Consider the following 26,199-nt stretch of genomic DNA (forward strand, 5'->3'; position numbering starts at 1 on the left):
CCCCATGAGGACCGGCGGGGTGGTCAGAGTTCGGTCACCTTGCCGGCCGTCACCTCTACGCGGCGGGTCGTGCGGACCGCGTCCAGCATGCGGCGGTCGTGGGTGACCAGGAGCAGGGTGCCCTCGTAGGAGTCCAGGGCGGACTCCAGCTGCTCGATCGCGGTGAGGTCGAGGTGGTTCGTGGGCTCGTCGAGGACCAGGAGGTTCACGCCCCTGCCCTGGAGCAGCGCCAGCGCGGCGCGTGTCCGCTCGCCCGGCGAGAGCGTGGTCGCGGGGCGCAGGACGTGGTCGGCGCGCAGGCCGAACTTGGCCAGGAGAGTGCGTACTTCCGCCGGCTGCGAGTCGGGGACGGCCGCGCAGAAGGCGTCGAGGAGCGACTCGCTGCCGTAGAAGAGGCCGCGGGCCTGGTCGACCTCACCGACGACCACGCCGGGGCCGAGTGCCGCGTGGCCGGTGTCCAGCGGGAGACGGCCGAGGAGGGCGGCGAGCAGCGTGGACTTCCCGGCGCCGTTGGCGCCGGTGACGGCGACCCGGTCGGCCCAGTCGATCTGGAGCGAGGCCGGGCCGAAGGCGAAGTCGCCGCGCCGGACTTCGGCGTCGCGCAGGGTGGCCACGACCGCGCCGGAGCGCGGGGCCGCAGCGATCTCCATGCGCAGCTCCCACTCCTTGCGGGGTTCCTCGACGACATCGAGGCGCTCGATCATGCGCTGCGTCTGACGTGCCTTGGCGGCCTGCTTCTCGCTCGCCTCACTGCGGAAGTTACGACCGACCTTGTCGTTGTCGGTGGCCTTGCGGCGGGCGTTCTTGACGCCCTTGTCCATCCAACCGCGCTGCATCTGGGCGCGGCCTTCGAGCGCCGCCTTCTTGTCGGCGTACTCGTCGAAGTCCTCGCGGACGTGCCGGCGGGCCGTCTCGCGCTCTTCGAGGTACGCCGCGTAGCCGCCGCCGTAGAGCGTGATCTGCTGCTGGGCGAGGTCGAGTTCGAGGATCTTGGTGACGGTGCGGGTCAGGAACTCGCGGTCGTGGCTGATGACTACGGTGCCCGCGCGCAGGCCGGAGACGAAGCGCTCCAGGCGCTCCAGGCCGTCGAGGTCGAGGTCGTTCGTGGGCTCGTCGAGCAGGAAGACGTCGTAGCGGGACAGGAGCAGCGAGGCGAGGCCCGCGCGGGCGGCCTGGCCGCCGGAGAGGGAGGTCATCGGCTGGTCGAGGCCGACGGTCAGGCCGAGCGAGGCGGCGACCTCCTCGGCGCGCTCGTCGAGGTCCGCCCCGCCGAGGTCGAGCCAGCGCTCCAGGCCGGTGGAGTACGCGTCGTCCGCGCCCGGGGTCTCGTCGACGAGTGCCTGGGTGGCAGCGTCGAGGGCGCTCTGGGCGGCGGCCACTCCGGTACGCCGGGCGAGGAAGGCCCGTACCGTCTCGCCTTCGCGGCGTTCGGGTTCCTGCGGGAGATGGCCGACGGTGGCGGTGGGCGGCGAAAGCCGCAGCTCACCGCCCTCGGGGGTGTCGAGCCCGGCGAGGAGGCGCAGCAGCGTGGATTTGCCCGCGCCGTTGACACCGACCAGCCCGATCACGTCACCGGGGGCGACGACAAGATCGAGCCCGGAGAACAGCGAGCGGTCACCGTGGCCGGCGGCGAGGTCTTTGGCGACGAGAGTGGCAGTCATCAGGGCACCGATCCTATCGAGGCCCTGGCCGGGGGGTGTCGGTGGACCGTCGGGGTGACCGGTACGCCTCGGGCGGTGCGGGCCACGATGCCCGGTAACCCGGCAGCCCGGCAGCCGGACGTCACCTCGGCGACCCGTCGGCGGGTACGCAAAACGCCGGACGGGCCGGGTGTTTCCCGGCCCGTCCGGCGTAGGGGATCACGCCCGCAGCGGTGCGGGGCTCGTCAGGAGGACGGGCTCTCGCCGCGCTCCCTGCGGCGCTTCTCCTCGTCCGAGATGCTGTCGTCGCCTTCCCAGCCCGGCCCGATGCGGATCTCGAAGTCGCCGGCGTACTTCTCGTGGCCGGCGATCACCGCTGTTTCCACGGCCTCCTCGACGATCTCGCCGCGGACGATCAGCGGGTCTCGGCGCAGGTCGCGCATGAGCGCCACGCACATCCCGACCATGACGAGCACGAAGGGCGCGGCGGCGAGGATCGTCAGATTCTGCAGGCCCGCCAGGGCGTCGCCCTTGCCGTCCCCGACGAGCAGCATCACCGCCGCCACCGCGCCGGTCACCACGCCCCAGAAGATGACGACGAACCGGGCGGGTTCGAAGGTCCCGCGCTGGGAGAGGGTGCCCATCACGATCGAGGCGGCGTCCGCCCCGGAGACGAAGAAGATGCCCACCAGGATCATCACGACCAGGCTCATCACGCCGGCGATCGGGAATTCCTGGAGTACGCCGAAGAGCTGGCCCTCGGGCGTCGCCTCCTCGGCGAGCCGTCCGCTCTCCTGGAGCTTCATCGCCGTGCCGCCGAAAATGGCGAACCAGATGAGGCTGACGGTGCTCGGCACGAGAATGACACCGCCGACGAACTGACGGATCGTACGGCCACGGCTGATGCGGGCGATGAACATGCCGACGAACGGCGTCCAGGAGATCCACCAGGCCCAGTAGAAGACCGTCCAGCTGCTCAGCCAGTCGGCGATCTCACCGCCACCGGTGGACGCCTCGGTGCGGCCGGCCAGCTCCGGCAGGTTTCCGACGTACGCGGCGAGCGACGTGGGCAGCAGGTCGAGGACAATGATGGTCGGTCCTGCGACGAAAACGAACAGGGCGAGCAGGATGGCCAGCACCATGTTGGTGTTGGACAGCCACTGGATGCCCTTCTCGACGCCCGAGACCGCCGAGAAGACGAAGGCCACCGTCAGGACGCCGATGATGGAGACGAGCAGACCGGTGCCGGCCTTCTCCATCCAGCCCAGTTCCTTGAACCCGCTGCCGATCTGGAGCGCCCCGAGGCCCAGCGAGGTCGCGGAGCCGAAGAGCGTGGCGAAAATCGCCAGGATGTCGATGACCCGTCCGGGTGCCCCGTCGGCGTGCTTCTTGCCGATCAGCGGTGTGAAGACGGCACTGATCGCCTGCCGCCTGCGGCGCCGGAAGGTGCTGTAGGCGATGGCCAGGCCGACCACCGCGTAGATCGCCCACGGGTGCAGCGTCCAGTGGAAGAGGGTGGTCGCCATGGCCGTCTGCATGGCTTCCGCCGAGTCCTGCGGATCGGTGCCCGGCGGCGGCGTGGTGTAGTGCGCGAGCGGCTCACTGACGCCGTAGAACATCAGGCCGATGCCCATGCCCGCGCTGAACATCATGGCGACCCACGACACCGTGCGGAACTCGGGGCCCTCGTGTTCCTGGCCGAGCGGGATCCTGCCGTAGCGGCTGACGGCCAGCCAGAGAGCGAACACGACGAAGCCGGAGGCGGCCAGGACGAAGGCCCAGCCGCCGTTGTGGATCAGGCCGCCGAGCATCTTGTCGGAGACGGTCTCCAGCGTCTTGGTGAAGACGGAGCCCCAGACCACGAACGCGAGGGTGACCACGGCCGTGACACCGAACACCACCTTGTCGGTCCGGGGCTCCTTGTCCTCGTACGGGTGGCGGCCGGGGAGCGCGGCTCTCACCGGGAGCCGGAGCCGTTGACCCGGCTTTTGTTCGTCCTGCGACACAGAGGCGCCTTTCCTCGTTACATGGCCTGATTTCGCTGCTGCTACCCCCTACCGTGTGGATTGCACGTACTAACTGTCTAACAGCTCGCGTCCGGCCGCCCGGCGGTGAGGTGGTATGCGCCGCGCTCGTCGAGCAGCAGAACGGCCAGGTCACGCTGCGACTGCCGCAGGGGTACGTACGCTCCCCCGCTCTCCCGGTACGCGCGGACCCCGTGCAGCGCGAGTTCGTCGCCGACGTCCGCGTACTGCTCCCCGGTCAGGCGGTAGCCGCAGGGCGGGTCCTGGATGGTCTCGGCGGGCTCGGCCGGGTCGTTGTCGGCCCCGCCGAGGAAGACGGGGCCACGGTCGGCGAACCCGGCGAGACGTGCCCGGTGGGTGGCCGCGAGAATCGGGCCGCGCCGCTGGGCCGTGAAGGTGAAGGCGTTGTCGAGTGCGGCGAGCTGGGTGTCGACTCGGCGCCGGTTGTTGAGCGCCGGGTCCTTCTTCTCGGCATCGGTGAGCGGGTCGACGCGGGTCTCGACGAGCAGGCCGACGGAGTGCTTGATCCCCGCTGTGTTGCGAAGGATGCGCTCCTGGCCGTCGCCCGCCACCTGGCGGAGGGGTTCACCTGTCTGCGGGTCGGTCCAGATGCCGTAGACCCCCGTGCTGAACCCGGCGGCCTCGGCGCCCGGCCTGACGTACGACTCGGAGAGCGTCCGCGCCTCGTCGTGCACCCGGTCGTCGGTGTTGAGGTTGCGGGGCCACAGCGCCAGGAGGTCCTTGTCGTAGTACGGCGAGGTGGCGCCGTACTCGTGCAGGTCGTAGACCACTTCGGGACGGTGGTCGCGGATGACGGCGGCCAGGGCCCGGCCCTCCGCGGTCTTCAAGGCGATGTGGTCGCGGTTGATGTCGACGCCGTCGGAGTTGCCGCGGGTGTCGGCGGCGTGGCCGTCGGGGTTGGCGGTGGGGACGACGAGGACGGTGGTGCGGGCGAGGAAGTCCCGCGTCTTCCTGTCCTTGGCGTACGCCAGGTCGCGGACGGTGGTCAGGCACGCTTCCCGGCCCGACGGCTCGTCACCGTGCTGGGAGCAGATGAGCAGCATGGTGGGTCGGGTCGCACTGGTGGTGCGGCGCTCCCCGATGCGTACGAGCTGGAGCGGGCGGCCCGACTTCGTCGCGGCGACGGTGGACATCGTCACGCGCGCGCTGCCCCGGTCGACGGCGGCCAGGAAGGCCTGCTCCTCGGGCTGGGTGGTCCAGCGTGCGCCGTCGGTGGACTCGAAGCCGGTACGGGGCGCCGGGGCGGGCGGCGCCGCCTGGGCCGGGGCGGTGAGGATCGCGGGAGCGGCGAGGGCGGCGGCGAGGGCGCCGAGCAGGAGTGGGCGCGTGCGCATCAGCGGGTGCCTCCGGGGATCGGGCGCGGGGAGCGGGGTTCGGCCACGCCGTCGAGGCGGGCGCCGGACGGGCCGGACCATCGGGAGCCGGCCGCGGCGCGCGCGAAGGCCTTCGTACCGCCGGTGACCGGCAGCCGGGCGTGTGTGCGGGCCAGGTCGATGCCGAGGGCCGGGGTGGTGGACGGCGGGTCGATGAGGCCGGCGTCGGTGCCGCCGACGATCAGGGCGAGCCGGTGTCCGGCCGGGACGACGTGGTCGCTCGCGGCCAGGTCGAGGGTGATCGTGTAGCGCTTGCCCGGCGTGAGTGGGCGGCCCTTGCCCGGGTCGGCGTACGTGCCGAGGTCGGCCCAGCCGCGGCTGAAGACGGTGTAGTCCACGTCGGCGGTACGGGCCTTGGTCTCCTTGAAGCAGGAGCTGTCGCCCGTGGTGCTCGGGCCCCAGCAGGTGCGTCCGGAGAGCGTGGAGATGCCCTCGCCGGCGGCGGTGTAGTCGCGGATCGTATCGGGGCCGAGGTCGACAAGGACGGCGGACAGGTGGGCGGTCGGCGTCGAGGGTGTCGCCGTGACGGTCACCTGGGACGAGCCGGACAGACGCAGGTCACGGGTGAGCGGCTTGGTGGTGAAACCGGCCTTCGAGGGTGTCGACCGGTCGATCGCCGCCGCCCAGTCGGTCTCGCCGAGCCTCGGGTCGTCGGTGAACGTCTCGGTGGCACCGGGAGCCGCGGGCTTCAGCGACAGAGTGCCGACGCCGGGCGCCGAGCCCTTACCGGGGCGCACGGTGGTGGCGTCGGTGGAGCGCGGCGGCCAGACCTTGTCGGTGGACCACTGGTCGGGGGCGCGCTCGATGTCGGCCATCGGTGCACGGTCGATGCCGTTGTCGTAACCGAGGAGTTCGTGGTCGAACCAGCGGTGCAGGGTCTTCACCCAGTCGCCGCGGCGGAAGTCGAACGGGTCGACGTGGCCGGTCTGCGAGAGCCAGATCTTGCGGTCCACTCCGGCATCGGCGAGGGCGCCCCACCACTGGCCGAAGTGCTTGGTGCGGACGTTGAGGTCCTGCAGGCCGTGGACGACGAAGACGCTGGCGTCGACCCGGTCTGCGTCCGGTACGTAGTCGCGCTCGGCCCACAGCCGGGTGAAGTCGCCGCTGCGCGGGGCCTCCTCGACGAGGCGCTGCTGCACGGCCTGGCAGCGGGCGCGGGCCCCGGGGCTCTCAACGTAGTCGGAGAGCCAGTCGGGGCCGCTGTCGTAGAGCGGGGCGCCCTGGGCGAAGTAGTAGTCGTACCAAGAGGAGATCGCGCCGATCGGCACGATGGTCTTCAGGCCCTCGACACCGGTCGCCGCGACGCCGTTCGCGACGGTGCCGTCGTAACTCTTGCCGATCATGCCGGTGTTCCCGGTGGACCAGCGGGCCGAGGTCCGCTCGCCTCCGGTGCGGCTGGTGTACGCCGTGCCGCGGCCGTTCAGCCAGTCGACGACGGCCTTGGCGGACTGGATGTCGGAGCGGCCGCCGACGTCGACGCAGCCGTCGGAGCGGTTGGTGCCGGCGAGGTCCACGGCGACGAAGGCGTAGCCGCGGGGCACGAAGTAGTTGTCGTAGTACAGGGGGAACTGGACGGGGTCGCCGTTCGCGTCGTACGTCTTCCTCTGGCTCTCGTTGCCGCGCCCGCAGCAGGCGTAGTACGGACTTGCGTCCATGATCACCGGGATTTTCCGGCCGCGCTGAGCCGGTTCCCTGGGCCGGACGATGTCGACCGCGACTCTGTCCTTCCGGCCGTCCCCGTCGCCGTCGAACCGGGTGTCCACCCAGACGGCTTCGCGGATCGCGTTGTCGTAGGAGTAGACGGGTCTGCTTTCGCGGGGCCGGTTTCCGGCGCCCTCGGCGCCCGCCGGGGTCAGCAGGACCGCCACCAGGGCGGCCGCAGCCGCCGGAATGAACCTTCGCCACTTCAAGCGGGATCTCCGCGCAGGTATGGGCATGGGCGGGAAGGTACTCCCGTCAACTCCCGTGCAAAAGAGGGCCTGATGCGGCGGGATATTCTGACTCTTGGCAGCTCACTCCCCTGTTGCCACCGCCTTGCCACCGCCCCGAGCAGCCGAGGAGCACCCGTCGTGCCCGGACACCCCGATGGGTCCCGCCCCACGCTGGAAACCGTCGCCGCCCGCGCCGGGGTGTCGCGCGCCACGGCGTCCCGGGTCGTCAACGGTGGTGCGGGGGTGCGGCAGGCGCTGACCGACAAGGTGCGGCGGGCGGTAGACGAGCTGGGGTACGTGCCGAACCGGGCGGCACGCTCCCTGGTCACCCGGCGCAACGAGGCGGTCGCCGTGATCATCGCCGAGCCCGAGTTCAGGATCTTCTCCGACCCCTTCTTCGAGCGGCAGATCCGCGGCATCAGCAGGGAACTGTCAGCTCATGACAGCCAGTTGGTGCTGCTGTGGGTGGAGGGGCCGGGGGACTACGACCGGATAGCCCGCTATCTCGGCGGCGGACATGTCGACGGCGCGCTCGCCTTCTCGCTGCACAACGACGACGAGCTGCCCGCCGTGATGGGCCGGGTCAAGCTCCCGGCCGTCTTCGGCGGCCGCCCCGGCTGGGCGGGCGCCCCCGCGCAGGTGCCGTACGTCGACTGCGACAACCGTGGCGGCGCCCGAAGCGCCGTACGGCATCTGGCGAGCCTCGGCCGCGAACGCATCGCGCACATCGCGGGTCCGCGTGACCAGACTTCGGCCATCGACCGCGCCGACGGCTACCGTGACGTCCTGGTCGGCGCGGACCCGGCGCTGACCGCGCAGGGCGACTTCACCCTGGACAGCGGTGCGCGCGCGATGGCCGAGCTGCTGGAGCGGCGGCCCGATCTGGACGCCGTGTTCGCCGCCAACGACCTGATGGCGGCGGGGGCGCTGCGGGTGCTGAGGGAACGGGGACGGCGGGTGCCGCAGGACGTGGCGCTCGTCGGCTTCGACGACATGGATCCGCTGGCCACGTCCATGGAGCCGCCGCTGACGACGGTGCGTCAGGACATCGAGGGCATGGGCCGGCTGATGGCCCGGCTGCTGATGACGATGCTGAGCGGGGACGGGCGCGGCGGGGACGGGCGGGCCGCGAATGTCCCCGCCTCGGTGATCCTGCCGGTCGAGCTGGTGCGGCGGGCCTCGGCCTGAGAGGGCCGGGCCCGCCGCTGTCTCGGGGGCGCGGTGGTCACTCGTACGGGATCACCAGGACGGAATCGCCGGTGCCGGTGCGCAGCTTGGAGGGGCCGTTGCCGATGGCGCTCCACACTTCGAGGCGTACGGTGGCGCCCCTGAGGTCGCCCAGGGCGCCGGTGGTCGCCCTGCTGCCACGGGCCTGGGTGTACGCCTCCCAGCCCTCCACCGGGTCGGTGGCGAAGTACGCGTATGTCTCCGTCCGGTCGAAGGTGCCGTCGCCCGTCAGGTCGTAGCTGACCCTGGCCTGCTGGCCGAGGCCGACCGACGTGCCCGCGTCGACCTGGAGGCGGAAGGTCGTCGAAGCGCCGGCCTTGAGGGTGCCGTTGACGCCCCTGGCGGTGTACGTCAGGGGCTGGTGCGGGGTGCCGTCGTGGTTGGCGCCGCCCGCCGACGCGATCGTGTCGGCGGCGGCCGTCGTTCCGGTGGCGGTGGTGAGGGCGCCGCCGGTCCGCAGCTGGAAGGTGTTGCCGGTGGGCGGCTCGGGATCGGGGTCGGGGTCCGGGTCGCCCCCTCCGGTGCCGGTGCCGGTGGCGGTCGAGCGGGCGGGGGCGGTGAGCTTCCCGCCGTCCGAGAAGGTCACCGTGCGGGCGGTGGCGCCGTGGTTGTGGGCGGCGTACGTGCGCACCGAACCCTTGCTGAAGACGGCGGAGGTCGGGATGTCACCGCTGATCGTCGCGTCGGGGGCGCCGAGCGTGTCGAGTGTGCTGATCCAGTGGTAGGTGTGCGCCTTGGACTCGCCCTGTTCGGGCGTGTAACCCGCGTGGCCCGCGTCCCACTTGGTCTTCGCCGCTGCCGGGTCGGCCATCGACTGGAACTCCCAGAGGATGTCCCGCCACTCCACGGCGGGGCCGCCGTTCTCGCGTTCCATCTCGGCGAGGTTCCGCCGGATCGCGGCCTTCTCGCCGCCCAGGTGCAGCGATCCGCCGGTCACCGGCAGCACGTTGATGCCGTGGATCTCCTCGGGGTTGGCAGTCCACCAGGTGGCGTACGCCCCGCCGCTCCCCCACACCATGCCGACCGTGTCATGGCCGAAGCCGGACGGGAAGACCTGCTCATCGGCGTCGAACCAGTACTGTGCGATCGCCTCGGACTCGGTGGTCAGCAGGTACGTGCCGAGGTCGCGCAGGGAATGGTCGCCGGTGGCCGCGCCCCACAGCACCAGTCCGGCGCTGAGGTTGGTGGACTCCGACGACGACTCCTGGTTGTTTCCGGCCGCGAAGCCCTGGTGGCCGGACGCCCAGCTGTGTCCGGCGTACACGTCGAAGCCGCGCAGGAACGGGAAGGCGGAGTCGGTGCGGCTGGGGTTCGCGGCGTCGCGTACCAGGGTCTTGACCATGCCGCCCCAGGCCGAGTCGGCGGCCCACGCCGGGTCGTACTGGGCGACGATCGCCGCGGCGTAGACGTAGTAGCTGTAGTGGAAGTGGTGGTCGTTGAGCTCGGTGTCGCTGCCGTACGACGCCGGGTAGCCGGTCAGCGTCTTCCAGGTGCGGTCGTACGAGAACTCGCTCGCACCGCCCGCCGTGAACCAGTCCTGGAGGCGGCCCTTCATCAGGCCGAGCAGCTTGTCGCGGACGGCGCTTTCTCCGATCTGGTCGGCCAGGGGGACGAGTTGGGCGAGCCGGCCGAGCGCCTTGCCGGTCCAGTAGGTGTCGGTAGCGCCGGAGAACGGGTCGGCGGCGTTCGCGGCGTCGTTCAGGTAGCCCCTGAGCCGCGCCTTGTCGACGCCGCCGGACTGGGGCAGGCCGGGCAGCACGGCGGAGGCCCGCTGGCTGGTGGTGAAGGACTTCGCCTCCCGCACCTTCATCGTGCCGCGCGGCGAGACGTACGTGTACGGGGTGAGCGGGTCCGCGGTGTGCAGCCACTGGTGGCGGTAGAGGGCCTGCAGCGTGCCCGTCTCGCTGCCCTCCTTCGCCTCGGTAGTGAGGGTGTACGTGGCCCTGACCGTGCCGCCCGTGGTGTCCCAGCTCGCTTTGGAGCCGGTGACGAAGCTGTACGCGTACTTCTTGTACGTTCCCAAGGCGTCGGCGGACGGCAGTACGGCCAGCGAGAAGTAGTCCTTCGCGCCGAGGCCGGCGGTGACGGTGGAGCCGGCGACGTCCCAGTCGCTGCCGGTGGGAGCGAAGAGCGCGTAGTGGTGGCCGGCGACGGTGATGCCGAGGACGTTGCCCTGGTCGGCGAAGACGGTGGGCGGGGCCGCGGTGGTGATCCGGGCGCTGCCGCCCGAGCCCTTGGCGTACACGAAGGGCAGGCCGTGGCCGATGGTGGTGCGCAGGGTGCGTGAGCCGTCGGACCAGTACGGGGTGACAGTCCAGTCGGACCAGTCGTCGGCCTTGGTGTCCGGGGAGTTGAGGCCGGTCAGGCCCAGGGTGAGGTCGCGTTTGTGGGCGTACTCGTACTGCCTGCCGTCGCCGACGATGGCGGGCGTCGTCGGATGGCCGACTTCCAGACCTGCGGCGGTGGCCTGGTAGGTGAGGGGGTGGCCGTACATGGGTGTGGAGTGCGGGTTGTCGCCGTAGCGCTGGAAGGCGAGGGAGGACCACCAGTCGTTGGTGGGCAGCGGCTTGTCCTTCGCCGCCGGGGTGAGCTTGGGAGTGACGGGGGCGCCGGTGTTGGTGGTGGGCCCCGAGGTTCCCGGCGGGCGTACGTCGGAGTAACTGCCCGCCCCTACCGGCATGTTGGCGGCGGCAGCGGGGGTGGCGGCAGCGCCGAGGCCGAAGGCGGCGAGGGCGGAGACGAGGAGCAGCGCGGTGGCGGATCTGGCGGGGGGAGCTGGCATGGACGGCACCTCGAAATCGTGGGGGAAGGGCGTCCGAGAGCGCTCTCAGATGTCATGGAACGTAAAACTCCTGAACCGAGGGTGTCAATACACGTGACAGAGGCCGCAGTTGAGAGCGCCGGCAGCCGCCGGGCATTCGACTGTTGACGGCGGGGCAGGTGCGGGAGCATGCTCTGAGGGGATGGCTGAGAGCGCTCTCAGCCATCAGCCCCTGGCGCGGCGAGCGGCCCTCGCCGCGCGGGCGCGCGGCAGATATCGGAACCGCTCGGGCAGCAGCGGCACGAGGACGCGCACGACGCGGCCGAACCGCCGCAGCCTGCGCTCCTGCGCGCCGGTCCAGGCCAGCCCGAGCGCGTCACGGGCCTGCGGTGGCAGGAGGCCGACGGTGATGAACGCCTTGAAGCGGCCGAGCGGGGGCCGGACGAGCGGCCACAGGGCGCGCAGGGCAAGGCGCACCGCGCGCGGGCCGAGGCCGGGAGCGGGGATCGGCGCCTCGGCTGCGACAAGCTCCCTGACCACCACGTTCGCCTCCAGCTCGTCGGCGAGGACCTTGCGGTAGTACGGCCAGAACTCCTCGATCGTCTGCGGCATGTCCCGGTCGCCGATGCCGAGGACCCGGCCGACCTGGAGCCACTCCGCGTACAGCTGCCGCTCCTGCGCCGGGGTCAGTGGGCGGGCGAGAAGGCGCAGCCCGTGCTGGTAGCAGGGGAAGCCGGTGGCGTGCACCCAGGCGTACGCGGCGGGGTCCAGCGCGTGGTAGTGGCGGCCGTGTGCGTCGACGCCCCGGATCGCCCCGTGCAGGTGGCGGAGTCGGCGGCCCTCCGCCACGGCGCCCTGCCCGCCGTACACCCACAGTTGCAGGGAGCGCACCGACCGCTCGGCGCGCCCCCACGGGTCCGTGCGGAAGACGGAGTGCTCGTCGACGCCCGCGCCGACGGCGGGGTGGGCGACCTGGAGGGTGAGTGCGGCGGGGAGCATGAGCAGCGCGCGCACCTCACCGGCGACGGACCACAGGACACCGCCGGGGGGCGGCGGCGCCGGATCCTGCATATTGATCTCCATATGACCAGTATGCGACGCGGGCGGCACGGAGGAAGGGGAAGATCGTGCGCCTGGAGACGGGCAATCGTCGCCCGATGGCTACCGGAAGGTAACCGCGGCTGATTTGATGTGCGGCGCACAGCCGTAACCCCCCACCTCCGAACGGGAGTTCCAGTGCCGCACTCCGTGCTCCGCCGTGCCCCTGGCGCAGTCCTGGCCACCGCCCTCACAGCCGCCGTACTCGCCGCCACGGCGCCGTCCGTCTCGGCCGCAACCCTCTCGGCCGCGCCGCAGGCGCCCGCGGCCGCCGAGGTGCCGTCGCTCAGGGTGCTGTCGTACAACGCCTTCCTGTTCAGCAAGAACCTGTACCCGAACTGGGGCCAGGACCACCGGGCGAAGGCGATCCCGGCCGCCCCCTTCTTCCGAGGCAACGACGTCGTCGTCGTACAGGAGGCCTTCGACAATTCCTCCTCCGACGCGCTGAAGAGCAACGCGGCCGCGCAGTACCCCTACCAGACTCCGGTGATGGGGCGCGGCAAGGACGGCTGGGACGCGACCGGCGGCTCCTACTCGGCGACGACCCCGGAGGACGGCGGCGTCACGATCCTCAGCAAGTGGCCCGTCGTCCGCAAGGAGCAGTACGTCTACAAGGACGCCTGCGGCGCGGACTGGTACTCCAACAAGGGCTTCGTGTACGCCGTACTGAACGTCAACGGCAGCCGGGTTCACGTCGTCGGTACGCACGCCCAGTCCACCGACCCGGGCTGCGCCGCGGGCGAGGCCGCGCTGATGCGCGGCCGGCAGTTCAGGGCGATGGACGCCTTCCTCGACGGCAAGAACATTCCGGCCTCCGAGCAGGTCGTCGTCGCGGGCGACCTCAACGTCGACTCGTACAGCCCGGAGTACGCCTCGATGCTCACCGACGGCGGCCTGGCCGGGGCGGGCGCGCGCACCGGCCACCCGTACTCCTTCGACACTGCCGACAACTCGATCGCCTCCGAGCGCTACCCCGACGACCCGCGCGAGGACCTCGACTACGTCCTGCACCGGGCGGGGCACGCGAGGCCGGCGGGCGGCTGGACCAACGAGGTGATCAAGGAGCAGAGCGCGCCCTGGACGGTTTCCAGCTGGGGCAAGAAGTACACGTACACGAACCTGAGCGACCACTACCCGGTGGTCGGGAAGCCGGAGTAGTCGCACACGCTTCGCAGCTGGTCACGGGGCGTTGTTCGGCAGTGGCTGCAAGGGAGTTGCTGTGCGACCGTGGCGGGTATGACAGGTATGACGGGGCCGACGGGTCCGACGGGTCACGGACATAGCCACGGCCGCCATCATCACGGGCACTCCCATCGGCACTCCCACGGGCACTCCCATGAGCGCCTGGACACCGCGCTCGAAGGGTCGGCGGCCGGGCTGCGCACGCTGTGGTTCTCCTTCGCCGTCCTTGCGGCGACCACTGTGGCCCAGGCGGTGGTCGCCGCGCTGTCGGGTTCGGTGGCGCTGCTGGGCGACACGGTTCACAACGCCACCGACGCGCTCACCGCCCTGCCGCTGGCCGTGGCGTTCCTGCTGGGTCGGCGGGCCGCGACCCGCCGCTACACCTACGGTTTCGGCCGCGCCGAGGACCTCGCGGGCGTGTTCGTGGTGCTGGTCATCGCGGCCTCCGCGGTGTTCGCCGGCTACGAGGCGATGCGCCGGCTCCTCGAACCGCAGGATGTCAGCCACCTCCCCGCCGTCGCCGCGGCCGGCCTGATCGGCTTCGCCGGCAATGAGTGGGTGGCGCGGGCACGTATCCGTACCGGCAAGAGGATCGGCTCGGCCGCGCTGGTGGCGGACGGGTTGCACGCGCGTACCGACGGCTTCACGTCCCTCGCCGTGCTGCTGGGCGCCGGCTGTTCCGCACTGGGCTGGCGGTACGGCGACCCGCTCATCGGACTGCTCATCATGGGCATGATCGTGGTGGTGCTGCGGGGCGCGGCCCGGGAGGTCTGGCACCGACTGATGGACGCCGTGGACCCGGCGCTCGTCGACGACGCCGAGCACGCGCTCGCCGAGGTCGAAGGGGTACGGGCGGTGGGCGCGGTCCGCATGCGGTGGATCGGCCACAGCCTGCGCGCCGAGACGTCCGTCGTCGTCGCCCCGAACCTGACGGTGGTCCAGGCGCACGCGGTGGCGGTGGCGGCGGAACACGCGCTGCTGCACGCGGTGGGGCGGCTCGTCGGCGCGACCGTGCACGTCGATCATGTGCCGCCGGCCGCCGCGGCCCCGGATCCGCACGCCGCGCTGGCACATCACTTCGCGTAACTCAGCCTCGCGCGCTTTCACCACACTGGTGAGACAGCAATACTGTTGCACTGCATTGCGGCAGCACAGCAGTGGGAAGCGAGGCGACGCAGGCATGACTACGGACATCGGGGAGCCGACGCTCACGGTCGACGAGCTGGCGGCACGGGCCGGTGTCACGGTGCGTACGGTCCGCTTCTACAGCACGCGGGGTCTGCTCCCCCCGCCGGTGATCGGCCCGCGCCGGGTCGGCCGTTACGGGCCCGCGCATCTGTCGCGGCTGGCGCTCATCGAGGAGCTTCAGCACCATGGGATGACGCTCGCCGCGATCGAGCGCTATCTGGAGCAGCTGCCGGCCGACCTGAGCGCGCACGACCTGGCGATCCACCGGGCACTGGTGGCGTCCTGGGCGCCGGACTCGGCGGAGGAGGCCACGCGGGCGGAACTGGAGCGGCGGGCCGGCCGGCCGCTGTCCCCGGAGGACATCGCGCGGCTGGCCGCGATGAACGTGCTGGAGCCGGCGGACGCACCTGACACGTTCCGGGTGGACCCGGGGCTGCTGGCGCTCGGCGTACAGCTGCTCGGGGTGCCGATCGCGCACGAGACGATTCTGGCGGCGCACCGGATCCTGCTGGAGCACACGCGTTCCGCGGCGCGTGCGATGACACAGCTCTTCAAGGACGAGGTGTGGAGCCCGTACCGGGAGCGTGAGGCGGATCCGGGGCATGTCGAGGCAATGAAGTCGCTGTCGGCGCATATGCAGCCGATGGTGGTGCAGGCGCTGGTCACGGCGTTCCAGCGGTCGCTGCGGGAGGAATTGCGGGAGGCGTTCACTCAGCCGGGGAACACCCCCGGCGCTTGACGAGCACGTACCGTCGCGCGGGGTCCTCCCCCGGCCCGCCCCTTCCCGAAACGGGGGCCTTTCCCGAACCAGGGGCTCTGCCCCGGGCTCCCGCTCCTCGGACGCCGGAGGGGCTCGATGTGAGCCCCTCCGGTCCGCGCACGCTCAGGCGTCGCTGAACTTCTCGCCGCGCTCCGCCTTCTCCACCAGCAGCGCCGGCGGGGTGAACCGCTCGCCGTACGTCGCCGCCAGGTCGCGCGCCCGCGTCACGAAGCCGGGCAGGCCGCCCTCGTACCCGTTGATGTACTGGAGCGCGCCGCCCGTCCAGGCCGGGAAGCCGATGCCCATGATCGAGCCGATGTTGGCGTCGGCGACCGACGTCAGCACGCCCTCCTCCAGGCAGCGGACCGTGTCCAGCGCCTCCGAGAACAGCATGCGCTCCGTCATGTCGGTGAAGGGGATCTCCGTGCCCGGCTTCGTGAAGTGCTCGCGCAGGCCCGGCCACAGGCGGGTACGGCTGCCGTCCTCGGCGTACTCGTAGAAGCCCGCCCCGCCGCTGCGGCCGCTGCGCCCGAATTCGTCGACCATGCGGTCGATGACCGCGTCCGACGGGTGGCCGGGCCAGGTGCCGCCGGCCTCCTCGACGGCCCGCTTCGTCTCGTTGCGGATCTTACGCGGGAGGGTGAGGGTCAGTTCGTCCATCAGCGACAGGACCTTCGCCGGGTAGCCGGCCTGGGCGGCGGCCTGTTCGACCGACGCCGGCTCGATGCCCTCGCCGACCATCGCGACGCCCTCGTTGATGAACTGGCCGATGACCCGCGAGGTGAAGAAGCCGCGCGAGTCGTTGACGACGATCGGGGTCTTCTTGATCTGCCGGACCAGGTCGAAGGCGCGGGCCAGCGCCTCGTCCCCGGTCCGCCCGCCCTTGATGATCTCCACGAGCGGCATCTTGTCGACCGGCGAGAAGAAGTGCAGGCCGATGAAGTCGACGGGGCGGGCGACGCCCTCGGCGAGGCCGGTGATGGGCAGAGTGGAGGTGTTGGAGCAGAGCAGCGCGTCCGGCTCGATGACGTCCTGGACGTCCTGGAACACCTTGTGCTTGAGCGCGGTGTCCTCGAAGACCGCCTCGATCACGGCGTCGCAGCCCGCGAGGTCGGCGGGGTCGGCGGTCGGCGTGATGAGCGCGAGTACGGCGTCCCGCTTCGCCTCGGTCGTGCGCCCGCGCGAGAGCGCCTTCGCGAGCAGCTTCTCCGAGTACGCCTTGCCCTTGGCGGCGGCCTCCGCCGTCACGTCCTTGAGGACGACTTCGATTCCGGCGCGGGCGCAGGAGTACGCGATGCCGGCGCCCATCATGCCGGCACCGAGTACGGCGACCTTGCGGACGGGGCGGGGCTCGATGCCCTGGGGGCGGTTGGCGCCGGAGTTGACGGCCTGGAGGTCGAAGAAGAACGCCTGGATCATGTTCTTGGCGATCTGCCCGGTGACCAGCTCGGTGAAGTAACGGGCCTCGATGGTCAGCGCGGTCTCGAAGTCGACCTGCGAGCCCTCGACGGCGGCCGCGAGGATGTTGCGCGGGGCCGGGTAGGGGGCGCCGGCGGTCTGCTTCCTGAGGTTGGCCGGGAATGCGGGGAGGTTCGCGGCGAAGCGCGGGTTGGACGGCGTGCCGCCCGGGATCTTGTAGCCCTTGACGTCCCAGGGCTGCTGGGACTCGGGGTTGGCGTCGATGAACGCGCGCGCCTTGGCCATCATCTCGTCGCCGGTGGCGGCCACTTCGTGGACGAGGCCGTTCTCCAGGGCGCGTCGCGGGCTGTACTGGGTGCCCTGGAGCAGCACCTTCAGCAGGGCGTCCGCGATGCCCATGAGCCGTACCGTACGGGTGACGCCTCCGCCTGCCGGAAGCAGGCCCAGGGTGACCTCGGGCAGGCCGATCTTGGAGCCCGGGGCGTCGAGGGCAACGCGGTGGTGACTGGCGAGGGCGATCTCGTAACCGCCGCCGAGGGCAGCGCCGTTGATGGCCGCGACGACCGGCTTGCCGAGGGTCTCGATGCGGCGCAGCGAGTTCTTGATGGCCGTGCCGGTGTCGAAGGCCTGCTGGGCGTTCTCCGGACCGACCTTGATCATGTCCTTGAGGTCGCCGCCCGCGAAAAAGGTCTTCTTGGCGGAGGTGTAGATGATGCCGCGGATCGAGTCCTTCTCGGCCTCGGCGCGGTCGGCGACGGCCGCGATCGACGCCTTGAAGGCCCGGTTCATGGTGTTGGCGGACTGGTCGGGATCGTCGAGGACGAGGGTGACGACACCGGTCTCGTCCTGTTCCCAGCGGATGGTGCTGCTCTCGCTCATTGCTGACTTTCTCCGTAAGAGAGGGGTGTCTCCGTAAGGGGCGGGACGGGACGCTCAGAGACGTTCGATGACGGTTGCGATGCCCATGCCGCCGCCCACACAGAGCGTGGCCAGGCCGTACCGCTTGTCCTGGCGCTCCAGTTCGTCGATAAGCGTGCCGAGGATCATCGCGCCGGTGGCGCCGAGCGGGTGGCCCATGGCGATGGCGCCGCCGTTGACGTTGACCTTGTCCAGGGACAGGCCCATGTCCTTGGCGAAGCGCAGGACGACGCCGGCGAACGCCTCGTTGATCTCGACGAGGTCGATGTCGTCGATGCTCAGCCCGGCCCTGGTGAGGGCCTTGCGGGTCGCCGGCGCCGGTCCCGTCAGCATGATGGTCGGCTCGGAACCGGAGACGGCCGCGGAGACGATCCGGGCGCGCGGGGTGAGCCCGTACCGCTCGCCGACCTCCCTGGTGCCGATGGCGACCAGCGCCGCGCCGTCCACGATGCCGGAGGAGTTGCCCGCGTGGTGGACGTGGTCGATCTTCTCGATCCAGTGGTACTTCTGGAGCGCGACGGCGTCGAAGCCGCCGTGCTCGCCGATCGCCTCGAAGGACGGCTTGAGCGCTGCGAGCGAGTCGGCGGTGGTCCCGGGCCGCATGTGCTCGTCGTGGTCGAGGACGGTCAGGCCGTTGCGGTCCCTGACGGGGACGACGGAGCGCTTGAAACGGCCGTCCTTCCAGGCCTCGGCGGCCCGCTCCTGGGACAGCGCCGCGTACTCGTCGACGTCACGCCGCGAGTAGCCCTCGACGGTGGCGATCAGGTCGGCTCCGATGCCCTGCGGGACGAAATGGGTCTCGTAGCTGGTCATGGGGTCGGCGAACCAGGCACCGCCGTCGGAGCCCATCGGGACGCGTGACATGGACTCCACGCCGCCGGCGAGCACCAGGTCCTCCCAGCCCGACCGGACCTTCATCGCGGCCATGTTGACCGCTTCGAGACCGGAGGCGCAGAAGCGGTTCTCCTGCACGCCGGCCACCGTGTCGGGCAGCCCGGCGGCGATGGCCGCGATCCGGGCGATGTCGGAGCCCTGGTCGCCGACCGGGCCGACGACTCCGAGCACGATGTCGTCGATCGCCGCCGGGTCGAGGCGCGGGAAGCGGCTGCGGATCTCGTGGATGAGGCCGACGACGAGGTCGATCGGCTTGGTGCCGTGCAGGGCGCCACTGGCCTTGCCACGGCCGCGCGGGGTGCGGATCGCGTCGTACACATACGCTTCGGTACTCAAGACAGCTGCCTTTCGGGAATGGCGGGATGAGGGTCAGGCGAGAATGGAGCGGCCGATGATTTCCTTCATGATCTCGGTCGTGCCGCCGTAGATCGTCTGGATACGGCCGTCGGTGAAGGCCTTCGCGACGGGGTATTCGCTCATGTAGCCGTAGCCGCCGTGCAGTTGCAGACAGCGGTCGGCGACGCGCTTTTGCAGTTCGGTCGCCCACCACTTCGCCATCGACGCGTGCACCGCGTCGAGCTTCCCGTCGGAGTGGTCGACGATGCACCGGTCGAGGAAACTGCGGGTGACGGCGCACTCGGTGGCCATCTCGGCGATCTCGAAGCGGATGTGCTGGAGCTTGGACAGGGGGCGGCCGAACGCCTCGCGTTCCTTGACGTACCGCGTGGTGATCTCCAGCAGATACTCGGCGCCGGCGATCGCTGCCACCGCGATGCCCATCCGCTCCTGCGCCAGATTGGTCATCAGGTGGATGAAGGCCCCGTCGCGCTCGCCGAGCAGGTTCTCCTTCGGGACGCGTACGTCGTTGAAGAAGAGCTCGGCGGTGTCCTGGGACTTCTGGCCGATCTTGTCGAGGTTGCGGCCGCGCTCGAAGCCCTCCGCGCCGCGCTCCACGACCAGCAGCGAAAGTCCCCTGGCGCCGCCCTCGGGGGACGTCTTGGCGACGACGATCACCAGGTCGGCGAGGATGCCGTTGGAGATGAACGTCTTCGACCCGTTCAGCACCCAGTGGTCGCCCCGGTCCTCGGCGCTCGTACGGATGCCTTGGAGGTCGGAGCCGGCGCCCGGCTCGGTCATCGCGATGGCGGTGATGGTCTCGCCGGTGCAGAAACCCGGCAGCCAGCGGCTCTTCTGCTCCTCGGTGGCGAGGCCGGTGAGGTAGGGGCCGATGATGTCGTTGTGCAGGCCGAGGGCGAGACCGCAGACGCCGGCCCGGGTGAACTCCTCGGCCAGCACGGCGCTGTAGCGGAAGTCGTCGTTGCCGCCGCCGCCGTACTCCTCGGGCACGGCGAAGCCGAGCAGCCCCTGCCGGCCGGCGGCCAGCCACGCCTCCCGGCTGACGATGCCGTCCTGCTCCCACTGCTCGTAGTACGGGGTCACCTCCTTGGCCAGGAAGGTGCGCACCGTCTCCCGGAAGGCTTCGTGCTCCGCGGTGAAGATCTGACGCTTCAACTCAGCCTCCTACGGGCTTTTCGATGCTGGTGACGTCCCAGTCCCGGGCCACTTCGGAGGTGTCCGCACCCGGGCGCGCCGGTGGTCGGTGCACACCCCCCTGCGTGGCCGAGAAGCGCGGTGCGGGCGCCGGCTGGGTGATACCGCCCGCGGTGACGAAGGTGGAGCGGGCCGCGAGATGCGGGTGGGCGGGGGCTTCGCGCAGCGAGAGGACGGGCGAGACGCACGCGTCCGAGCCGTCGAACACGGCGGTCCACTCCGCGCGCGTCCGCTGCTTGAAGCGGGCGGCGATCACCTCGCGCAGTTCCACCCACCGGGCCGGGTCCGCGCGGTCGGGGGCCGTGTCGCCGATGCCCAGGAGCTGGGCGAACTCGGCGTAGAACCGATGCTCCAGCGCTCCCACCGCCATGTACTGGCCGTCGGCCGTCTCGTAGGTGCCGTAGAAGGGGCAGCCGCCGTCGAGCAGATTCGACCCGCGCCGGTCCTGCCAGCTCCCGGCGGCCGTCATCGCGTGGATCATCGTGGCCAGGTGGGCGGCCCCGTCGACGATGGCCGCGTCCACGACCTGGCCCACGCCTCCCTCGGTCCGGGCGTGCTGCAGGGCGGCGAGGACTCCGACGACGAGATAGAGCGAGCCGCCCGCGTAGTCACCGACGAGATTGGCCGGGACGGTGGGCGGCTCACCGTGCTTGCCGATCATGGACAGGGTGCCGGTGAGTGCGATGTAGCCGATGTCGTGCCCGGCGCGCTGCGCGAGGGGGCCCTCCTGGCCCCAGCCGGTCATCCGCCCGTACACCAACTGCGGATTGCGGGCCAGGCAGGCGTCGGGGCCGATGCCCAGACGCTCGGCGACGCCGGGACGGTACCCCTCCACGAGCACGTCGGCGCGCTCGACGAGGTCGAGCACCTGGGCCGCGCCGCCGGCCGACTTGAGGTCGATCAGCACCGAGCGCTTATTGCGGTTGGTGAGGTCGTGCGCCGGGTCGATGCCCAGGCCGGCGCCGCCGGGCCGGTCGACCCGCACCACGTCGGCGCCGAGGTCGGCGAGGAGCATGGCGGCGAACGGGCCGGGGCCGATACCGGCCAGCTCGACCACGCGTACGCCGGCCAGCGGGCCGGTTCCTGTCGCTGTCATCCAGCCCCCAGCGCTGTGACACAACTGATGTAACACCAGCGATGGTAAGAACGTGTTCCACTCCGCACAAGACCCTGAGCCGAGCAAGCGCTTATTCTTTTTGCCGTGCGGTCAGGAGGCGGTCAGCGTGCGCCGTCAGCGCGCGTCGAGCTCGGCGATCAGCTTCTTAGTCGCGATGACGCGGTAGCTCTCCTCCACCCACTCGCACAGCAGCTCGGCGGCCGGCGCCCCCTGCTGCGCCAGCGGCACCTGCACCCACCCCGCCTTGCCGAGCCCGTACCCCGAGGGCTCCGCCCCGGGCGAGCGCATGGCGTGCTCATGGACGGCCTCGTCCTTGAGCTTCACGCCCACACCCGGCGGATAGCTGCCGTCGTCCACGCCGAGGAAGACGAAGATCTTCTTGTTGACCTTGACGACGGTCTCGCCCCAGGGGTACTCCTCCACCGCTCCCGGCAGCGTGAGGGCGAACTCCCGCACCTTTTCCCGCTTTTTCAGGACGGTTTTCGCTACCGCAGCCATGTCTGCCTCCCTCGTCGCCCACTCCCTCACGCACCACGCTAGCCTCGGCCACCGACAACGGCGCGCGGCGATCGGCGGAGAGTGCGGATGAGCACAGCGAACGGGGCACGGCGCCCATACGACATCGTGCTCTTCGGGGCGACGGGGTTCGTCGGCGTACTCACCGCCGAGTACCTCGCGGCGCACGCGCCCGCCGGCTGCCGCTGGGCCGTCGCGGGGCGCAGCCGCGCGAAGCTGGAGCGGCTGCGCGAGCACCTGACCGCCGTGAACCCCGAATGTGCGACGCTCCCGCTGATCGAGGCGGACGCCGACGACGCCGGCTCGCTGCGCGCGCTCGCCGAGTCCACCCGGGTGCTCGCCACGACGGTCGGCCCGTACATCTGGTACGGCGAGGGCCTGGTCGCCGCCTGCGCGGAGGCCGGGACCGACTACGCCGACCTGACGGGCGAGGCGGAGTTCGTCGACCGGATGTACGTCGGGTACGACACGCGGGCCAGGGAGACGGGGGCGCGGATCGTGCACGCGTGCGGTTTCGACTCGATCCCGCACGACCTGGGCGTGTACTTCACCGTCCAGCAACTCCCGCAGGACGTACCGCTGAGTGTCGACGGGTTCGTACGGTCGAACGCGATGTTCTCCGGCGGCACCCTCGCCTCGGCCGTCACCGCTTTCGGGCGCGGGCCGCAGATACTCAGGGCGGCGAGGGAGCGTCGGCTGCACGAGCCGCGGCTGGTGGGACGGCGGGCGCGGGCCCCCTTCGGCGCGCCGCGGCGCAGCGCCGAGACGGCGAGCTGGGCGCTGCCGCTGGGGACCGTGGACCCGCAGGTGGTGGCGCGTTCGGCGGCGGCGCTGGAACGGTACGGACCGGACTTCCGCTACCGGCACTACGCGGCCGTGAAGCGGCTGCCGTTCGCGGTCGGCGGGGTGGCCGCCGTGGGGGCGGCCTTCGCGCTCTCGCAGATCCCGGCGGCGCGCACTTGGCTCATGGACCGGTACGCGGCGGGCTCGGGTCCGGACGCGGAGCGCAGGGCCAGGAGCTGGTTCAGGGTGCGCTTCGTGGGCGAGGGCGGCGGGCGCCGGGTGTTCACCGAGGTCTCGGGCGGCGACCCCGGCTACGACGAGACAGCGAAGATGCTGGCGGAGTCGGTGCTGTGCCTGGCCTTCGACGAGCTGCCCCCGACGTCGGGGCAGGTGACGACGGCGGTGGCGATGGGGGACGCGCTGCTGGAGCGGCTGGTGGCTGCCGGGATCAGGTTCCGTCTCGCCGCCGTACGGCTCAGCTCGCGGTGAACCAGCCCGCGAGCGTGTAGATCATCCCGCCGGTCCAACCCAGGGCGGCGAAGCCGCCGACGAGAATGCCCATCGTCGTACGGCGGCCCGCGCGGTGCAGCGTGACGGATTCCAGCGGCCGGGGTCGGCCCGGGGGGGTGAGGTGCTCGGGGTACGTGGTCATACCATCACCCTGTCCGATCACAGCGATTCAAACATCCGCACAGATACTCAGTTGCTCGGTTGTTCCGAAACCCGTACGAGACCGGGCCCCTCCCCGGCCCCTCCGTCTCCCCCGGCCCGCGCACGGGTCGCGTCCCGCAGCGCCCGGCGGCAGAGCCCGTCCGCGCTGCGGGTGGACTCCGGCAAGCGGAACTCCGGGGTCAGGCGAAGGACATGGGCGCAGGCGTTGTCCAGGCCCACACGGTGACCCACGGAGACGAACACCGGCTTCACGCCGTCCTGGGTGCGCAGCGCGCGGCCCACTTCGCCGCCGGCGTCGTCCCGGAGCGGTGTCGCGGCGCCGCGCAGGGGGCCCGGCCGGTCGTAGGAGAAGGTGAACGGGTTCTTCGCGACGCCGATGGTGGCGAGCCCTGTGACGACGCCGAGATGGCTGGCCAGGCCGAAGCGGCGCGGGTGCGCCTGCCCGTACCCGTCGCAGACCACGAGCCCCGGGTCGGTGGTCAGGGAGTCGAGAGCGGCGAGCACGGTGGGGAGTTCCCGGAAGGCGAGCAGGCCGGGGATGTACGGAAAGGAGACGCGGCCGACGGCGGTGGCCTGCGCGACGACGGCGAGTGTCGCGGCGTCGAGGACGACGGCCGCCGCGGCGACGAGGTCGCGCTCGTCGTCGTAGGCGACGTCGACTCCGGTCACCCGGCCGCTGCCCGGGGGCGGGCCGGGCTCGTCGAGGATCACGCGGGCCCGCAGCGCGTCCTGAATCGCTCGGGCTTCGGTCTCGTCGGCGGGACGGTGCTGACTCTCCATCCCTTGATCTTCGCAGGGACGTCCGGCCTGCGGGCCGGGCGGGTAGCCTGGCGATCATGTTCGTAATGGAGTTGACCTATACCGCCCCCGTCGAGCGCGTCGACGAGCTGCTCGAAGCGCATGTGTCCTGGCTGGACGCGCAGTACGAGGCGGGTGTCTTCATTGCCTCGGGGCGAAAGCAGCCGCGCGACGGCGGGGTGATTCTGGCCGTCGGGGATGACCGGGCGCGCATCGAGGCGATCGCGGCCTCGGATCCGTTCGCGGTGGCGGGAGTGTGTGCGTACCGGGTGACGGAGTTCGTGGCGACCAAGACGGCGGCGGAACTGGCGCCGTACCTGCAGCAGCTGCCCCGCCCGTAGCCCCTGCGGGGCTTCCCGAACCGGGCCCCGCTCCTCAAATGCCAGAGGGGCTGGCTCTCCCCAGCCGAGCCACCCGTCCCTTCTCCCCCGCCGCCCAGCACCCGATGTCCGCCGTGCAGTCGACCGTGTCGTACGACCCGGTGTCGACCGTGCGCCAGTTCAGTCCCCCGTCCAGCGTCAGGTCCGTGCCCGTCGGCCCCACCGCGAGGGCCGCGCTGCGGCTGTGCGGCAGCCACGCGACCCCGGAGCGGTAGGCCGGTGGCGGGGTCTTCGACTGCCGCCAGGTGTGGCCGCCGTCGTCCGTCACCGCGGCGGCGTCCGGGGACGCCTGCCCCGCCCGGTAGTCGCCGCCGACCGCGATGCCGTGCCGGCGGTCGCGGAAGGCGAGCCCGAAGACGCCCCGCGCCGGATCGCCGGAGGCGATGACCGACTCGGCCGCGGTCCACGTAAGGCCGCGGTCGGCGGAGTGCAGCACCCGCCCGGTCGCACCGCCGCCCGTGGCCAGCCACACGTCCCGCGGCCCGGAGCTGACCAGGCACTGCCCGCTCGCCGCGAACCCCGCCTCGCCGCTCAGCGCGGCGGGCATGCCGGCGCTCGGCAGGGTCTTCCAGGACTTGCCGCCGTCACCGGTGGACAGGATGCGGAATTTGCCGTCGACCGGGTCGCTCATCGCGAGTCCGCTGCGGCTGTCGAAGAAGGTCATGCAGTCGTTGAACGCCCTCGGGTCGGCGTTGCGGAAGCTCTCCGTCCAGCTCGCGCCGCCGTCCTCGGTGCGCAGCACCCGTGACGCCTCCCCCTCCCCGATGGCCAGCACGACCGCGCGACGCCCGTCGAACGCCTCGATGTCGCGGAACTCCAGTTCGCCCGCGCCCGGCGGCGACACGTCGCGCCACGCACGCCCGCCGTCGGTGGTCCGCAGCACCGTGCCCCGGGAGCCGGCCACCCACGCGGTGTTCCTGCTGACCGCTGCGAGGCCGCGAAACCGTACGTCTGTGCCGGTGTCCGTCAGCTGCCAGCCGGGCCGCTCCGGCCGCCATTCGCGCTCGTCGGCCTGCGCCGGGGCGACGAGGGACGCGGCCAGCGCCGCCCCGCACACTCCCAGCCCCAATCGCATCTTCCCCATGCCCCTCATGGCGCTGGAAGCTAGTCCACCGCGCACGCGGCGTCCAGGGGGCGTCCGGACCGTACGGTGACGCAGGTCACGCCACCACCGCATGCACGGATCGGCGTTTTCCTACGTCTGTCCCTATGACAGGACGCATCAACCGAACCGTGAGAGGGAGCAGGCCGTGTCTCCCGTGATTGACCAAGCCGTGCAGGCCCGTCTGGTCTCGTCGAGCCCCCGCATGGAGACGGTCCCCGCGACCTTGCGGTACGACCGCGCGGATCCCTTCGCCGTACGCATGGCCTTCCCGGCCGCCGCGACGCTCGAAGGCATCGCGGTGTCCTGGGCGTTCGCCCGCGAGCTGCTGGAGACAGGCGTGCACACGCGGGCCGGCCTGGGCGACGTACAGGTGCGGCCGTACGGGTACGGCAGGACCGTGCTGGAGTTCCATGCCGCGGAGGGCACCGCGATGGTGCACATCCACACCGCCGACCTGCGCCGCTTCCTGCGGCGCACCCACGCGCTGGTCCCGGCGGGCGGCGAGCATCTGCATCTCGACGTCGACCACGATCTGGCGGAACTGCTGCGCGACGCGCACTGAGAGCGGGCCGGCCCGCCCCGAATAATCGGTTGGCACCCCGGAAGCAGCGGCGTACTTCGGTGATGGCCCTGTTGTCGTCGATCGGAGCGGACGTTGCTCGTCTGAGGTCCTGAGACACCGCTGCGCACAGCCCTGCTGTGCCGGACGTGTGCGACCTCGGCACTAGAGCCGTCCCCCGGACCGGGGCCTTTTCGCTGTCCCCGTCCCGCCCATCGCTCCCGCCACCGGTGTCTCCACCCGTTGCCCTCGCTCGTTTCCAGCAACCGGGAGGCCACCGTG

21 protein-coding genes are annotated in these 26,199 nt (G+C 71.4%); 7 read left to right on the plus strand and 14 right to left on the minus strand.

The annotated features are described in order from the left end of the window. Positions 1-23 precede the first annotated feature (23 nt). The 4 genes from ACU6WZ_RS01440 to ACU6WZ_RS01455 form a co-directional block, all read right to left on the minus strand. A complete protein-coding gene (locus ACU6WZ_RS01440) occupies positions 24-1,661 on the minus strand; it encodes an ABC-F family ATP-binding cassette domain-containing protein (protein WP_447031276.1) in 1,638 nt (545 codons plus the stop codon). Positions 1,662-1,885: 224 nt separating this feature from the next. Further along, positions 1,886-3,646, minus strand: a complete 1,761-nt coding sequence (locus ACU6WZ_RS01445) for a BCCT family transporter (protein WP_447031277.1) — start codon at positions 3,644-3,646, stop codon at positions 1,886-1,888. 77 nt (positions 3,647-3,723) lie between these two features. Continuing rightward, positions 3,724-5,019 carry a M14 family metallopeptidase gene (locus ACU6WZ_RS01450; protein WP_447031278.1) on the minus strand — a complete coding sequence of 432 codons (1,296 nt, stop codon included), beginning with the start codon at positions 5,017-5,019 and terminating at the stop codon, positions 3,724-3,726. Beyond that, positions 5,019-6,995, minus strand: coding sequence for a Xaa-Pro dipeptidyl-peptidase (locus ACU6WZ_RS01455; protein WP_447031279.1), 1,977 nt, complete (start codon positions 6,993-6,995; stop codon positions 5,019-5,021). The genes ACU6WZ_RS01450 and ACU6WZ_RS01455 overlap by 1 nt, the downstream gene beginning before the upstream one ends. A 132-nt stretch (positions 6,996-7,127) precedes the next feature. On the opposite strand from ACU6WZ_RS01455, the gene ACU6WZ_RS01460 reads away from it, so the two are divergent. Continuing rightward, complete coding sequence (locus ACU6WZ_RS01460; protein ID WP_447031280.1) at positions 7,128-8,177, plus strand: LacI family DNA-binding transcriptional regulator; 1,050 nt, start codon at positions 7,128-7,130, stop codon at positions 8,175-8,177. Between the two features lie 37 nt (positions 8,178-8,214). Here ACU6WZ_RS01460 and ACU6WZ_RS01465 read toward each other — a convergent pair whose 3' ends face one another. Continuing rightward, a complete protein-coding gene (locus tag ACU6WZ_RS01465) occupies positions 8,215-10,998 on the minus strand; it encodes a glycosyl hydrolase (RefSeq protein WP_447031281.1) in 2,784 nt (927 codons plus the stop codon). A gap of 204 nt (positions 10,999-11,202) precedes the next feature. Next, positions 11,203-12,060 (minus strand): oxygenase MpaB family protein, encoded by an 858-nt coding sequence (locus tag ACU6WZ_RS01470; protein WP_447031282.1) that lies wholly within the window; start codon positions 12,058-12,060, stop codon positions 11,203-11,205. Positions 12,061-12,213: 153 nt separating this feature from the next. Between ACU6WZ_RS01470 and sph the strand changes: the two genes are divergently transcribed. The 3 genes from sph (at position 12,214) to ACU6WZ_RS01485 (ending at position 15,184) form a co-directional block, all read left to right on the plus strand. Then, positions 12,214-13,233: a sphingomyelin phosphodiesterase gene (gene sph / locus ACU6WZ_RS01475; RefSeq protein ID WP_447031283.1), complete on the plus strand. Its 1,020-nt coding sequence runs from the start codon at positions 12,214-12,216 to the stop codon at positions 13,231-13,233. Between the two features lie 78 nt (positions 13,234-13,311). After that, on the plus strand, positions 13,312-14,343 hold the full coding sequence (locus ACU6WZ_RS01480) for a cation diffusion facilitator family transporter (protein ID WP_447031285.1): 1,032 nt from the start codon (positions 13,312-13,314) through the stop codon (positions 14,341-14,343). 94 nt (positions 14,344-14,437) lie between these two features. Next, on the plus strand, positions 14,438-15,184 hold the full coding sequence (locus ACU6WZ_RS01485) for a MerR family transcriptional regulator (RefSeq protein ID WP_447031286.1): 747 nt from the start codon (positions 14,438-14,440) through the stop codon (positions 15,182-15,184). Between the two features lie 144 nt (positions 15,185-15,328). Here the strand turns inward: ACU6WZ_RS01485 and ACU6WZ_RS01490 are convergent, their stop codons facing one another. From ACU6WZ_RS01490 to ACU6WZ_RS01510, 5 genes are all read right to left on the minus strand, one after another. Continuing rightward, positions 15,329-17,503, minus strand: a complete 2,175-nt coding sequence (locus ACU6WZ_RS01490; RefSeq protein WP_447031287.1) for a 3-hydroxyacyl-CoA dehydrogenase NAD-binding domain-containing protein — start codon at positions 17,501-17,503, stop codon at positions 15,329-15,331. 54 nt (positions 17,504-17,557) lie between these two features. After that, positions 17,558-18,772 (minus strand): acetyl-CoA C-acetyltransferase, encoded by a 1,215-nt coding sequence (locus tag ACU6WZ_RS01495; RefSeq protein ID WP_447031288.1) that lies wholly within the window; start codon positions 18,770-18,772, stop codon positions 17,558-17,560. A 33-nt stretch (positions 18,773-18,805) separates the two neighbouring features. Continuing rightward, positions 18,806-19,948, minus strand: a complete 1,143-nt coding sequence (locus tag ACU6WZ_RS01500) for an acyl-CoA dehydrogenase family protein (RefSeq protein ID WP_447031289.1) — start codon at positions 19,946-19,948, stop codon at positions 18,806-18,808. A 1-nt stretch (position 19,949) separates the two neighbouring features. Then, a complete protein-coding gene (locus ACU6WZ_RS01505) occupies positions 19,950-21,083 on the minus strand; it encodes a CaiB/BaiF CoA transferase family protein (protein WP_447031290.1) in 1,134 nt (377 codons plus the stop codon). A gap of 135 nt (positions 21,084-21,218) precedes the next feature. Next, positions 21,219-21,602 (minus strand): MmcQ/YjbR family DNA-binding protein, encoded by a 384-nt coding sequence (locus tag ACU6WZ_RS01510; protein ID WP_447031291.1) that lies wholly within the window; start codon positions 21,600-21,602, stop codon positions 21,219-21,221. Positions 21,603-21,689: 87 nt separating this feature from the next. Here ACU6WZ_RS01510 and ACU6WZ_RS01515 point away from each other — a divergent pair, with 87 nt between their 5' ends. After that, positions 21,690-22,892 (plus strand): saccharopine dehydrogenase family protein, encoded by a 1,203-nt coding sequence (locus ACU6WZ_RS01515; protein ID WP_447031292.1) that lies wholly within the window; start codon positions 21,690-21,692, stop codon positions 22,890-22,892. Here ACU6WZ_RS01515 and mmpA read toward each other — a convergent pair. Further along, positions 22,879-23,055 carry a morphogenic membrane protein MmpA gene (gene mmpA / locus ACU6WZ_RS01520; RefSeq protein ID WP_447031293.1) on the minus strand — a complete coding sequence of 59 codons (177 nt, stop codon included), beginning with the start codon at positions 23,053-23,055 and terminating at the stop codon, positions 22,879-22,881. The genes ACU6WZ_RS01515 and mmpA overlap by 14 nt on opposite strands. 47 nt (positions 23,056-23,102) lie before the next feature. Then, the gene (locus ACU6WZ_RS01525; protein WP_447031294.1) at positions 23,103-23,855 is read right to left on the minus strand and encodes an endonuclease V; all 753 of its coding nucleotides are present in this window, start codon (positions 23,853-23,855) and stop codon (positions 23,103-23,105) included. Between the two features lie 56 nt (positions 23,856-23,911). Between ACU6WZ_RS01525 and ACU6WZ_RS01530 the strand changes: the two genes are divergently transcribed. Continuing rightward, a complete protein-coding gene (locus ACU6WZ_RS01530; protein WP_447031295.1) occupies positions 23,912-24,214 on the plus strand; it encodes a YciI family protein in 303 nt (100 codons plus the stop codon). Between the two features lie 34 nt (positions 24,215-24,248). On the opposite strand, the gene ACU6WZ_RS01535 is transcribed toward ACU6WZ_RS01530, so the two are convergent. Further along, positions 24,249-25,328 carry a WD40/YVTN/BNR-like repeat-containing protein gene (locus ACU6WZ_RS01535; protein ID WP_447033793.1) on the minus strand — a complete coding sequence of 360 codons (1,080 nt, stop codon included), beginning with the start codon at positions 25,326-25,328 and terminating at the stop codon, positions 24,249-24,251. A 175-nt stretch (positions 25,329-25,503) separates the two neighbouring features. On the opposite strand from ACU6WZ_RS01535, the gene ssgD reads away from it, so the two are divergent. Beyond that, complete coding sequence (ssgD, locus tag ACU6WZ_RS01540) at positions 25,504-25,920, plus strand: spore wall synthesis regulator SsgD (RefSeq protein ID WP_447031296.1); 417 nt, start codon at positions 25,504-25,506, stop codon at positions 25,918-25,920. Positions 25,921-26,199 lie beyond the last annotated feature (279 nt).

It is taken from the genome of Streptomyces hypolithicus (assembly GCF_052934925.1).